15 protein-coding genes are annotated in these 13,370 nt (G+C 34.9%); 13 read left to right on the forward strand and 2 right to left on the reverse strand.

The annotated features are described in order from the left end of the window. Positions 1-54: 54 nt before the first annotated feature. From VDP25_RS09350 to VDP25_RS09375, 6 genes are all read left to right on the forward strand, one after another. Positions 55-1,170, forward strand: coding sequence for a serine hydrolase domain-containing protein (locus VDP25_RS09350; protein WP_334469084.1), 1,116 nt, complete (start codon positions 55-57; stop codon positions 1,168-1,170). A 33-nt stretch (positions 1,171-1,203) separates the two neighbouring features. Next, positions 1,204-1,854 (forward strand): hypothetical protein, encoded by a 651-nt coding sequence (locus tag VDP25_RS09355; protein WP_334469086.1) that lies wholly within the window; start codon positions 1,204-1,206, stop codon positions 1,852-1,854. 35 nt (positions 1,855-1,889) lie between these two features. Further along, positions 1,890-3,017: a serine hydrolase domain-containing protein gene (locus tag VDP25_RS09360; RefSeq protein ID WP_334469088.1), complete on the forward strand. Its 1,128-nt coding sequence runs from the start codon at positions 1,890-1,892 to the stop codon at positions 3,015-3,017. A 153-nt stretch (positions 3,018-3,170) separates the two neighbouring features. After that, complete coding sequence (locus VDP25_RS09365; RefSeq protein ID WP_334469091.1) at positions 3,171-4,043, forward strand: SDR family oxidoreductase; 873 nt, start codon at positions 3,171-3,173, stop codon at positions 4,041-4,043. Between the two features lie 38 nt (positions 4,044-4,081). Then, entirely contained in the window at positions 4,082-5,182 is a 1,101-nt protein-coding gene (locus VDP25_RS09370) for a type 1 glutamine amidotransferase domain-containing protein (protein WP_334469093.1), read from the forward strand. A gap of 37 nt (positions 5,183-5,219) precedes the next feature. After that, the gene (locus tag VDP25_RS09375; RefSeq protein ID WP_334469095.1) at positions 5,220-6,482 is read left to right on the forward strand and encodes a S41 family peptidase; all 1,263 of its coding nucleotides are present in this window, start codon (positions 5,220-5,222) and stop codon (positions 6,480-6,482) included. 84 nt (positions 6,483-6,566) lie between these two features. Here the strand turns inward: VDP25_RS09375 and VDP25_RS09380 are convergent, their stop codons facing one another. Then, on the reverse strand, positions 6,567-6,911 hold the full coding sequence (locus VDP25_RS09380; RefSeq protein WP_334469401.1) for a winged helix-turn-helix transcriptional regulator: 345 nt from the start codon (positions 6,909-6,911) through the stop codon (positions 6,567-6,569). Between the two features lie 254 nt (positions 6,912-7,165). Here VDP25_RS09380 and VDP25_RS09385 point away from each other — a divergent pair, with 254 nt between their 5' ends. The 7 genes from VDP25_RS09385 to VDP25_RS09415 are packed head-to-tail and all read left to right on the forward strand — an operon-like array spanning position 7,166 to position 12,685. Then, positions 7,166-7,840, forward strand: coding sequence for an NAD(P)H-dependent oxidoreductase (locus tag VDP25_RS09385; protein ID WP_334469097.1), 675 nt, complete (start codon positions 7,166-7,168; stop codon positions 7,838-7,840). Positions 7,841-7,867: 27 nt separating this feature from the next. Then, positions 7,868-8,875: a zinc-binding alcohol dehydrogenase family protein gene (locus VDP25_RS09390; RefSeq protein ID WP_334469099.1), complete on the forward strand. Its 1,008-nt coding sequence runs from the start codon at positions 7,868-7,870 to the stop codon at positions 8,873-8,875. Between the two features lies 1 nt (position 8,876). After that, positions 8,877-9,350, forward strand: coding sequence for a cupin domain-containing protein (locus VDP25_RS09395; RefSeq protein ID WP_334469101.1), 474 nt, complete (start codon positions 8,877-8,879; stop codon positions 9,348-9,350). 1 nt (position 9,351) lies between these two features. Then, the gene (locus VDP25_RS09400) at positions 9,352-10,458 is read left to right on the forward strand and encodes an L-dopachrome tautomerase-related protein (RefSeq protein WP_334469103.1); all 1,107 of its coding nucleotides are present in this window, start codon (positions 9,352-9,354) and stop codon (positions 10,456-10,458) included. A 54-nt stretch (positions 10,459-10,512) separates the two neighbouring features. Then, positions 10,513-10,890: a nuclear transport factor 2 family protein gene (locus VDP25_RS09405; RefSeq protein WP_334469105.1), complete on the forward strand. Its 378-nt coding sequence runs from the start codon at positions 10,513-10,515 to the stop codon at positions 10,888-10,890. A gap of 8 nt (positions 10,891-10,898) precedes the next feature. After that, a complete protein-coding gene (locus VDP25_RS09410; RefSeq protein WP_334469107.1) occupies positions 10,899-11,876 on the forward strand; it encodes an LLM class oxidoreductase in 978 nt (325 codons plus the stop codon). Next, positions 11,873-12,685 (forward strand): SDR family NAD(P)-dependent oxidoreductase, encoded by an 813-nt coding sequence (locus tag VDP25_RS09415; protein ID WP_334469109.1) that lies wholly within the window; start codon positions 11,873-11,875, stop codon positions 12,683-12,685. The genes VDP25_RS09410 and VDP25_RS09415 overlap by 4 nt, the downstream gene beginning before the upstream one ends. Before the next feature lie 117 nt (positions 12,686-12,802). On the opposite strand, the gene VDP25_RS09420 is transcribed toward VDP25_RS09415, so the two are convergent. Further along, entirely contained in the window at positions 12,803-13,240 is a 438-nt protein-coding gene (locus VDP25_RS09420) for a TlpA family protein disulfide reductase (RefSeq protein WP_334469112.1), read from the reverse strand. Between the last annotated feature and the right edge of the window lie 130 nt (positions 13,241-13,370).

Below are 13,370 nucleotides of genomic sequence, written 5' to 3' on the forward strand. Positions count from 1 at the left end.
TGCGGCAACTTTGCACTTTCAACATATTTTAAATCAATCAAAAAACGAACAATTATGACATCATTTCATCAAACCTCCAAAAAGGTCAAAATAATTACAGTTCATCGTCTTATGATCTTCTGTACATTATGTATGATCACCTTAATATCAGCATGCTCTAAAGATGATGACGACAATTCACCTTCTACAAGTTATACGACAGCTGAAAATTTATTAACCGCTATCGACTTTCAAGGTTATGCCATTATAACTAAAGACGGAAATAACCTCGTACGTCAAGGTTATGGCTATGCAAATGAGAACACAGCAATGCCACAAAGTTATAACTTAGCCTACCGCATCGGTTCAGTAAGCAAAACAATAACTGCAGCGGCTATCGTACAGTTAAAACGCGATGGGTTAATTACAAGTTTCAATCAAACCTTAGACGAATTTGACGACGCATTTCCAAACGGTGATCAAATTTCTATCAGCCAATTATTATCCCATCAGTCTGGCATTCCAGATTATCAGTTTGTAGTTGAAGACGCTTACGAACAAGGAGAAACCTTAGATGAAGAAGACATTTACGAGGTTATTATCGAAATGATTTCAGAAAACGGTCTCAATTTCACACCCGGTTCTAGTAAACAATATAGCAATTCCAACTTTCTTATCGCAGCATTATTGATTGAAGAATTATCTCAAATGACTTACCACGACTACATTCAGCAAAACATATTAACTCCTTTAGAAATGACAGGGACCCATAGAGGCAATAATAGTATCAATACTGAAACACATGCCGAAGGATATAACAATGGTAGCAGTAATAGCACCTATCCTATGGCGATTGCATTTGGGGTTGGTGACTTCAGTAGTACACCAAACGATATGGAAACTTGGACCAATGCTGTTAAAACCAATTGGTTTACCGATGAAGAAAAAGCCGAAATATTGGCTGAAGACGTCCCAAGTGGTTATGTAGATTTTGGTTTAGGTTGGTTCACTACACAAGAAGGTAATACCACCTTATACTGGCACGGCGGAGACATAAATGGTTATTGGAGCATGATTGGCTTTATACCAAAATACAATGCTACAATCGTACTATTAAGTAACCAGCAAGATGATTCAGGTACACAACGCAGTACCATTATACAACAGCTATTAACCAATGAATTCAATTAAAAACATTAATAACAACAATTAAAACAATTACCCATGAAACAGTTATCAACGATAGTTATACTCTTCACACTATTAACAAATGCTGTTTTTGCACAAAGTCAGCAAGAACAACTAAAAGATCAAACACCAAATCACAAATACAGAGTAAGTTTTCCCGCCATAATTCTAGGTAATATTGGCAAAGGTGGAGAAAGAACAAACACAAAACATATCGAATTACACGTAAAACGCCAATTAGACGCTAAAAATATTATTGGGATAAAATTAGCCACCTGGCGCTTATTTCAACCTATGGGCATTCAATGGTGGGACGGACTATTAGATAAAATAGATTCTGAAAGTGAGTTCTATCCTGGCTACCTAAAAGAAACCGGAATAGGGGTGTCGTATCAACGCATGTTATGGAAAGGGCTATTTGCGTCTGTAGAAGTGTTGCCACAATACAAAACCTATGTAGATTTGGATAATAAAGAAATAGCCAATGGCTTTAAATTATATACCTCTTATCATATTGGTTATCATTTGGCTTTTGGTAAAAAGAAACAATTCTTTATTGAGCCTCAATTTCATTGTCAAAATTGGATGATTGATACCAATACTCCTGATGAATTTAAACAACTAGATAACAAATGGAAATCTCATTTTTTATTTGAACCCAACCTCTATATTGGCATTAAATTTTAAATCAATAAGTAATTTAAATAAAGTAGTTTAACATTATGAAAAGCATTATTTTAACAATACTACTTGTGATTGGATGTCTCGGTTTTAGTCAACAAACTACAGATGAGGGTATACAGAAGCTATTTACTGCCGCATTAGAAACAGAACATGTTAAAAGTGGCATACTGCACGTGTATTCTCAATCTCGAGGAATTGATATACAACTAGCCAAAAGTAAAGAAGATAGTATTAATAACAACAGCACATTTTACACCGCTAGTGTTACCAAGATGTTTACAGCAACAGCTATCGGAATTTTAAAGGATGATAACAAACTGAGGTTTGAAGACAAAATTGCTCAGTATTTACCTGAATCCTTACTGAATAATATTCATGTTTTAGATAGTGTCGACTATTCAAAAGACCTTACCATTGCACACCTGTTGCAACATACTTCAGGTTTACCAGACTATTTTACCGACCACACTACAGATGGGAGTCCTAATATTATTAATCAGTTATTATTAAACCCTCATAAATCATGGTCTGCAGAGGAAATGATTGCGTTTACTAAACAAAAAATGACACCACATTTTAGTCCTGGTGCTGGCTATCATTATACAGATACAGAATATGTGCTCTTAGCATTGATAATAGAAAACATAAGTGGTTTAACGTTCCATCAGTTCTTGCTACAGCATATTTTTCAGCCGTTACAAATGAATAACTCTTATATCAACTTAAAATCTGCGCCTATAGAAAATACATTTTCAATGACTGAGTTTTATGCAGGAGATATAAAGTTATCATCGCTTAAAAGCTTAAGCGCTGATTGGGGTGGTGGCGGATTAGTTTCAACAACTAAAGACTTAATCACATTTCTTAAAGCTTTTAATACTAATCAAATTGTAACCAAAGCAACCCGTTTAGCTATGCAAAGTTGGACACACGAAACAAAAGGTATGACCTACGGATTTGGAATAAGAAAGATCTCAATTAAAGATTTAATGGATACGAACTCAGACGTACAACTGATTGGACATTCAGGAAGCACTGCGGCTTTTCTATGGTATTGCCCACAGTTAGATACCTACATATCTGGTACTTTAAATCAATTAGAAGCTTCCAAAAGCGCATTAATATTAGTTTACGATGTACTCCAAATCATAGAAAATAAAAATTAGTATGATCTTAATTTTCATATTAAGCATGTTACACTAAAGTACCATCTAAATGCACTTTTTTAAGTGTCTGTTTAGTAAGAGATTTATGTTGTCAAAAACTCACCATTCGTACGGTAGTACTTCCTCAAATTATAATTTAAAAATAGAAGCATAATGAATATAACAAATACTCAAACCGTTTTACTTGCTGGAGCAACAGGTTATTTAGGTGGCTATATCGCTAAAGCTTTAGTAGAAGGTAAGTATAATGCAAAACTTATAGCAAGATCAGTCCAAAAGCTACAAGCATTAGAACAACAAACGGTCAAAATTATAAAAGCAGAAGTGACACAACCCGAAACTTTAAAAGGCATTTGTGAAGGGGTCACTACTGTCATTTCTACGGTTGGCATTACAAGACAAAAAGAAGATTTAACTTATATGGATGTCGATTATCAGGCCAACCTTAACTTACTCAACGAAGCGAAAAAAGCGGGGGTGAAAAAGTTTATTTACATCTCAGCAATTAATGGACATAAATATAGACATCTTAAAATATTTGAAGCTAAAGAAAAGTTTGTCGATGCTGTAAAAAACTCAGGATTAGATTATACCATTATTAGACCAAATGGCTTTTTTTCTGATATGAAAGACTTTTTAGACATGGCAAAACGAGGTAAAATATATCTTTTTGGCAATGGTGAGCAAAAGTTTAACCCCATTCATGGAGAGGATTTGGCAATTGTGTGCCTGCAAGCTATTAATGCAAAAAATACAGAAATCGTAGTTGGTGGTCCAGATATTTTAACATTAAATGAAATAGGAGAGATGGCTTTAGATGCTTGGCAAAAACCAATAAAAATAATGCACTTACCAGATTGGATAAGGCGATTTGCTATATCGAGCTTACGCACCTTTGCGTCGTCTAAGGTGTATGGCCCCATAGAGTTTTTTTTAACCTTAATGGCAGAAGATAACATTGCACCAAGATTTGGCACCAAACGTTTGCATACGTTTTTTAAAGATGAAGTTTCATCGTTACGATAATAACCTAAAACCATATAAAACAAATTAATACACTTCACATGTTTAAAAAGTATAAAATTTTAAAATGGCTTTTAACAGGTCTAGGCTTTATCATCGTATTTATAATCGTATTAGGCTTCTATATCGCAAGCCTTTTGCCTCAAGAAAGCACCAACATTAGCAATAGTAATGCCAGTGACATCGCCTATATTAATGACGCCATGCCATCGTATCGTGGAAAAATATTAGCAGTAGTTACTAGTACGGACACTATGGGTTTAAGTGGAAAAGCGACAGGCTTCGAGCTTACCGAATTAGCGCGAGCCTACTACGTCTTTAAAGCTAATGGTTTTGATGTCGATGTGGCAAGCCCTTTGGGAGGAAAGCCTCCTATGGTTCTAGATAATGACGATATGGGAGTATTTGATTATGCCTTTTTAAATGATAGTATACCTCGTCGTAAACTTAAGCATACAATTGCATTGCAAAAGGTTAAGTCCGAAACATATGAAGCGGTCTATTTTGTGGGCGGTAAAGGAGCCATGTTCGATTTTCCAAATAACAAACACATACAGACTTTAATACAAGACTTTCATAAATCTAATAAAGTAATTGGAGCAGTCTGCCACGGACCAGCGGCATTGGTTAATATAACCTTAGATAATGGAGAATCCTTTTTAAAAAACAAACAAGTCAGTGGATTTACCAATAAAGAAGAGCTATTGCTAATTCCTGATGCAAAATCTATTTTCCCATTCTTGTTGCAAGACAAATTAACAGAACAAGGAGCCCAATTTAATGAAGGTATTACCTATTTAGAAAAAATAAGTCATGATAATAATTTAATCACAGGTCAAAACCCATGGTCGGTTTGGGCATTAGCGGAAGCTATGGTAAAACAAATAGGCTATACACCTAAAGCACGTACCATAACAGCCGAGGAAAATGCAGTTAAAATTCTGTATACTTATGAAACGCAAGGAATTAATAAGGCTAAGGCCTTAATTAAAGAACGTATTCAAAAGAAACAAAACATCTCTAGAAGCTTATTTATAGATCACAGTGCCATCGCTGTACTTACAGGTAAATTGAATAAGTTTTATGATATGTTACGTTTGGCAGCTTATACAAAAGAAATCGAAGAACATCATACGGCTTAGGTACTTATATGTAAGTTAATGAAAATGATAAACTAAAATGAAACACATAATTGTTTCCATAATATACAGCCTTGTTTTTGGATGTTTTTGTAATGCTCAAAATAGAAAGGAATGGATAGAAGATATTACGTATTATCAAAAGACATTAGAAGAAAAGCATATTAACCTGTATCATACAATTTCAAAAAATGAATTGAATTCTGAAATTGAAAACTTGAAGCATAAATTATCTAGCTTAAATGATTTTCAAATTATAGTTGAACTCATGCGAATTACGCAAAAAGTAGGTGGAGGAAAAGGCGATGGACATACTTCAGTGCCGTTATGGAATAGGGAGCTTACAAGATATCCAATAGAGCTTTTTAATTATGATGGAGACATCAGAGTGATTAGTATTCCTAAAGCGCACCAACAGTTTCTTGGTAAAAAACTAAAAAGTATTAATGGTATACCTGTTGAAGATATTTATAAAAAAGTCTTAAAACTAACACCATTTACCGAAAATAAGTATTCAGCAATGGATAGAACTTGTAGTTATATGCTTGTTTCTGAAATATTAAAAGCATTAAATATCATAACAAACTCAGAACAAACAGCATTTACATTTACAGATGCGCAAGGTATAGATAAGTCCATCAAATTAAAATCATACAATAAAGATGCATTGGCTAGTATTAGCTATGAAAAATTAAAATATACACACCCCAATATTACTCCGCCTCAAGATGCAAAGAATAAAAACCTTTGGTTTTCTTCATTAAACGATTCCAAAACTATTTATATTAACTTTAAAGCATATCCTCCAGAAGATGAAATGAATAATTTCTCAAAACAAATTTATCAATTCATCGAAGAAAACAAATCAGAACATCTCATCATAGATTTACGAGATAATTATGGTGGTGACTTTTTTAAAGGATTAATTCTTTCTAGCTATTTAAACACTTGCGACTCTATTAATTGGAATGCTAATGTTTATGTACTAATCAATAGAAAAACATATTCTGCGGCAATGGTAAATGCCATGCAATTTAAACAAATCTTAAACGCCAAACTTGTAGGCGAAACTACAGGTGCAAACCCTAATGGATATCAAGATTTAGGACAATTTAGCCTTCCAAATTCTAAATTATTAATAACATATTCTAAGCGTCTCTTTCGTTTTCAAGAGACAAAAAGCAATGGGGTTCAACCAGATATAGCCATTTCTTCAAAATGGACGAATCAAAAAAATAGCATAGATGCAGTTTTAAATTGGGTGTTAAAAGACATTTCTAATGTGGATGTTACAAAAGATTAAGATCAGCTTTATTGTAAAGCGTCTTCATTGCATACCATTTGTGTATATAGTAAAAATGTTATAGTTAAAAATAACAACCAACGCTTACGCTACAAGACCTCCTTGTTCTTCAACAACAGACACTCCCCAATCTGCAATAGATTGAATAACCGGAATGAGTGTTTTTCCCAAATCGGTTAACGAATATTCTACTTTTAAAGGCGGCTTAGAAGTATATACCTTTCGTTTTACAATGCCATCTTCCTCTAAAGTCTTTAATTGTAAACTTAAGGTGCGCTCTGTAACAGTAGGCATTTCTTTTCTTAACTCATTATACCGAAGTGTACCACCTATTAAATGGTATAAAATAACAGTCTTCCATTTACCTCCAATAATGCCCATGGTTAAACTTGCGCAACAAGGGTAGTCTTTTCCTTTATAGTGATACATCATACAATTAAAAAATTATAGTATTCATAGTTTATGTAAGTGCAAAGATATAATACTATATTAAATTACACAACTATACTTTTTATAGTAATTTATTTAACATCTATAATGCTGAATAACAGGTGTTTGTAAAATTATTTTTATACTATCATTTTTGACCGTTATTGTGAGAAACTAAAACTATATATACTTTTGTCACTATACTTTTGATAGTATCAATTATAAAATAATAAATCAGATAATAATATATAATTATGAATACACCAAACATTGCAAAAGAAGACATCTTAAACGCCTTTAATTTTAGACATGCGACTAAAGAATTTGACGCGACTAAAAAAGTATCAGATGAAGACATGAAATTCATCCTAGAAACAGCACATTTATCACCAAGTTCATTTGGTTTTGAACCTTGGCATTTTATTGTAGTTCAAGACAAAGAATTACGTGAGTTATTAAAACCTGTGGCTTGGGGAGCGCCTTTAAAATTAGATACAGCAAGTCATTTTGTGTTGGGTTTAAGTATGAAAGCACCTATGGTTAAGCATGATGCCGACTATATTATGCACATGATGAAGGACGTAAAACAGTTACCAGAGGATGTTATTGAAATGTATTCTAAATTCTACAGAGAGTTTCAAGAGCGTGATTTCGATTTAGATACCGACAAAAAATTATTCGATTGGTCGTCTAAACAAACCTATATTGCTTTAGGGAATATGATGACCGCTGCAGCATTAACAGGAATTGATTCTTGTCCAATTGAAGGTTTCCATCAAGAAAAAGCAGAAGCATTATTAAAAGAGAAATTTGGAGTAGATACAGATAAATACGGTTTGTCATTTATGGCTGCTTTTGGATACAGAAAAGCAGATCCAGAATTCGGAAAATCAAGACGAAACTTTGAAGATATCGTAACATTCAAGTAAGCAATTCCATCTAAAAAACACAAAAACATGAAAGCCATAGGATATAAAGAGAATCTTCCAATAGAAGATGTTAACTCATTGCAAGACATAGAATTAAACACACCAAAAGCAACAGGTAGAGATCTATTAGTAGCTATAAAAGCAATTTCTGTAAACCCTGCAGATTACAAAGTCCGCGCAGGTATGCCGGTAGAAGGTGACGATTGGAAAGTTATTGGTTGGGATGCAACCGGAATAGTAAAAGAAGTAGGAGAGGACGTCTCTTTATTTAAAGTTGGTGACGAAGTGTGGTATGCTGGAGATTTTACACGTCAAGGCAGTTATGCTGAATACCAAATAGTAGATGAACGTATTGTAGGTAAAAAACCTTCAAGTTTATCTTATGCTGAAGCTGCGGCCTTACCCTTAACTTCACTTACAGCGTACGAACTGTTGTTTGATAGATTGCAAGTCGCAACCGATGATGCGAGTAAATCCATTTTAGTTATTGGTGCTGCTGGAGGTGTAGGTTCTATTTTGGTACAATTGGCTAAAAAGCTAACAAAACTGAACATTATTGGTACGGCTTCTCGCGAAGAAACCACAGCCTGGCTAAAAGATTTAGGAGCAGATGCTGTTATAAATCACAGACATAAATTAAGCGAAGAGTTTGAGAAACACAACCTTCCTGCGCCAGATTATGTAGTGAGTTTAAACGGAACGGAGCAACACGCAGATGAGATCGTTAAACTAATTAAACCTCAAGGTAAATTCGGATTTATTGACGATCCAAAAACGTTCAACGTGATGCCTTTTAAAGCAAAAGCAGTGTCTACGCATATCGAGCTTATGTTCACACGATCTATGTTTCAAACTGAAGATATGATAGAGCAACACAACATTTTAAACAAAGTGGCTGAATTAATTGATAACGGAACCATCAAAACCACCTTAGGTGAAAATTTCGGAGTTATCAATGCAGAAAACCTTCGTAAAGCACATGCATTTCTAGAAACAGGAAAAGCTAAAGGTAAAATGGTTTTAGAAGGATTTTAATATGAAATATAAATCAATCATAGCTGCAGTAGCAGTAACAGCATTATTTGTAGGTAATACTGCAAATGCGCAAGTCGCCACCAAAGATACTATTGCCACGTCAAAAGTGCAACATTTCAATTTTGATGACATGGCATCCGAAACGATAGGAAAAGGCATCCAACGTAAATGGTTTCATGGCGAAAAAGGCCAAATGACCATTTTTAATTTAGAAAAAGGCGCGCATATTCCTTGGCACCATCATCCAAATGAACAGATCACATACATCATGTCTGGAAAAGTAAAAATCAAAACCATTATTGATGGAAAAGAAACGTTTGTAGAAGTTGGAGCAGGAGAAGTCATTGTATTTCCAGAAAATGTACCGCATGAGTTTTGGGCTTTAGAAGACACCGTAGATTTAGATGTTCACGTGCCTGTACGTGAAGATTGGTTAAGTAAAGAATTACCAGAATATTTAAAAAAGAGCAAGTAATATGAAAACTATTAGCGTTTTATTAATTGTAATCACATCAGTGATATCATTAAAAGCACAAAACACTGTAACCGAAACCGAAGTTTTTGCAACTACAGAGCAAGCCGTTGGTAATATTACCTTTACGGATAATGGCGATTTAGTTTACAGCCATCATCCCTTTTTTGCACCAGAAAACAGAGTCATGCGTATGGATGCTAAAACCAAAGAAAGCAAACCATTTCCTAACAAAGCGTGGAATACACCACGAACTACAGACGATAATTATCTAAGTAATGTGTTAGGAATAAGAAACGATGAAAACGGTGTAGTTTGGATGTTAGACATGGCACAACGCAATAATGTAACCCCTAAAATAGTAGGTTGGAATACCACAACCAATCAGCTAGAACGTATTTATTATTTACCAGAATCATCAGTGCCTAAACATGCGCAACCTAACGATATGGTGGTCGATACCAAAAACGGTTATTTTATAATTGCAGATGAAGGTATCGGAAATGGAGGCGATGGCACCAAGGCAGCCTTTATTATTGTAGATATGAAAACCGGTAAAACACGTCGACTATTAGAAGGGACGCGCACCACCTTACCAGAAAACACACCAACAGTTATTAACGGTAAACATTTAGCGGTTAACGGTACCGATTTATTAGTCGGAAACGATGGCATTACTGCCGATGCCAATTTCGAATACATCTATTATGGTCCCTTAAATGGCACTAAAATCTACAGAATTAAAACCTTAGATTTAGTAAATGAAGCCTTAACCGAAACAGAATTAGATAGCAAAATTGAAACCTATTCCGAAAAACCAAACAATGGTGGCATGAGTATTGACAAAGACGGAAACATTTACCTAACCGCTTTAGAAACCAACAGCGTCGCAGTGGTCTTAGCAAAAGATAAAAGCGTAAAAACCATGGTTAAAGACCCGAATATGGTGTGGCCAGACGGCGTAAGTTATAATCATATAGATGGGTATATGTATGTATCTGCAGCGCAAGTCAACAAAGGTGCTGTCTTTAATAACGGTAAAGACAGCTCTACAAAACCATTTTACATTTTCAGATTTAAACCAATAGTAAAAGGTGTATCTTTTAGATAAATAAGCGATGACCTTTAGGGAACTGAGGTCTTCAATAATAAAAAAGCAAACCTTATGAATTTAGAACAAAACAAGCAAAATGCCATTGCCTTTTATAAAATGGCTTACGAAGGAAATCCTAAAAAAGCCATAGCACTTTATGTTGGTGACACCTATATTCAGCATAACCCAGCAGTTGCTAATGGGACACAAGGATTCATTGATTATTTTGAACGTATGCAATCAGAATTCCCTAATAAGTCCATAAACTTTGTACGCAGCATTGCCCAAGGAGATTTAGTCGCCTTGCATACGCATCAAATTTGGCCTGATGATGACCAATATGTCACCATGGATTTTTTTAGATTTGATGAGAACGGAAAAATAGTTGAACATTGGGACGCTATCCAACAGATTCCTAAAACAGCAGCGAATGAAAATACGATGTATTAAATTTTAAAATGAAACCATTCGAAAACATAAACAAAGCCTACAATAGCGTTTTTAAACCAAACGAACTAAGCATTGGAATCGTAGTACCTATCGAAAAATATGCAGATAGTGCCATTCCAACCATGCAAGGCCATTTACAACGTGTTAAACAGGTAGAAGCGCTAGGATTTAAATCAATTTGGCTTAGAGATATTCCGTTCAATGTACCTAGTTTTGGAGATGCCGGACAAACCTTCGATCCCTTTACATATTTAGGCTTTCTTGCGGGGCAGACTTCAGAAATTGCTTTAGGTGCTTCTAGTATTGCCTTGCCCTTGCATCATCCTTTAAACGTTGTAAAAGCAGCAACGACTATAGACCAATTATCTTGTGGACGATTATTACTAGGCGTAGCTTCAGGCGATCGTTATGACGAATATCCAGCTATGGGAATCGCATATGGAAACAGAGGCGAATTATTCAGAGAGGCATTCAACTATATAAGAAAAGCACAAGATGATTTCCCCATTTTTGAAACGAAAAACTACGGAAGCTTACAAGGCCACATAGACATGCTACCAAAACCAACAGCACACAAAATTCCGTTATTAATGACGGGAAGCAGCAGACAATCCTTAGAATGGAATGCAGAACATGCTGATGGTTGGATGAACTACCCCAGAGATCTATACACTCAAAAGAATACAATCAGACAGTATAGAGCATTAGTGGCTGCCTCGCAAGACTTCGATAAACCCTTTATGCAACCTATGTATATCGATTTGCACAAGAATGATAATTTTAAACCAGAACCTATCCATTTAGGATTCAGATTAGGGGCCAATTATTTAGTTGATTATATCGAAAAATTAAGAAGCTATGGAGTCAACCATTTAGCATTAAACTTAAGATACAATGCCATGAATATGGATGCGACTTTAGAACGCATTGCTAAACAGGTGTTACCCGAATTTCATTCCAATAAAAAAGAACATACAACATCATGAGTAAAACAATACTAATCACAGGAAGTACAGACGGCATAGGAAAACTAACCGCTCTAAACTTAGCCACACAAGGACATACCATTTATACACATGGTAGAAGTGAAGCAAAAGTAGCTGCAGTAGTATCAGAAATAAAAACAGCAACAAACAATCAAAACATTTATGGTTTGGTGGCCGATTTTTCAGATTTAGAAGCCGTTTCAAAATTAGCAGAACAAATAAAAAACGACATTCCTAAAATAGATATCCTCATCAATAATGCAGGAATTTTTAAAACAAAAGAAACGCTTAATAACAACGGATTAGACATCAGGATGGTGGTAAATTATCTAGCACCTTATGTATTAACCAATGCTATACTTCCAAACATAAAGCAATCCGAAGCACCACGAATTATCAATTTAAGTTCTGCGGCACAAGCTCCAGTTTCTGAAGCTGTTTTAATAGGGAAGGAGCAAGACTCGGAAAATAGCACCTATGCACAAAGTAAGTTGGCGTTAACGATGTGGACTTTCCATTTAGCAAAACAAGAACCGAACATTACAGTTATTGCTGTAAATCCAGGGTCTCTATTAAATACCAAAATGGCTAATGAAGCCTATGGACAACATTGGTCTCCAGCAGAAAAAGGCGTGGATGTTTTGGTAGATTTAGCCTTATCGGAAGACTATAAAAACGATTCAGGTAAATATTTTGACAATGATAAGGGCGATCCAAAAGGGTATTTTTCACCAGCACATGCCGATGCTTACAGTAACGAAAAAATTAAAAATTTAGTAGCACTAACAGATAGCCTAACAGGAAAGTAAACATATTACAGCAAAAAACTTGTACAAGTATCAGACCAAAAGGTTTAGAGAAATTAAATTGTTTCAATAAAGAAGACTAATAGCTTAAAGTCGGGTATTACATAATCCAATCCAATATCATTTTTCTACAAGACTTTCTAAAGCATAAAACAAACGGTTTTTAGCATTGCCTTGAGAACCAAAAATAGAACGAAACAGCACACCATCTTCAGAAAGTAAAACCCATTGTGGCGTCCCTTCAGATTGAAATTGATCAAATACGTGATGATTCTTATCTATATAAATAGGAAACGGAATGTCACCACTAGTAAAAATACTTTTGATATTAGCTTTGGTACCTATTCTACCCGGAAAATCCGCATGAATCCCTACAACTTGTATGATAGGAAAGGTCTGTTGAAACTCATAAGCCAAGGGAATAGCGCGACCTGTGCAACCTAAACAATCATTATTATAAATAATTAGCAACAGAATCTTGTGTTTATAGACTTGCATCAAATCTACAGGAACACCATCTAAATCAACGACGTTTATGGAGGTAATAGGGTTGGTCATGGTACAACGTATAGGGAATAGTGAAGATAATCGTTTTCTAAAGACCGACAAACATTACAGACTAATAACGTCATTTTTCTGAAAGATGTTATAATAAACCTCTCGACTACACATATAAAGTTACTCTGAT

This window comes from Winogradskyella sp. ECml5-4, assembly GCF_036903175.1.
Taxonomy (GTDB): domain Bacteria; phylum Bacteroidota; class Bacteroidia; order Flavobacteriales; family Flavobacteriaceae; genus Winogradskyella; species Winogradskyella damuponensis.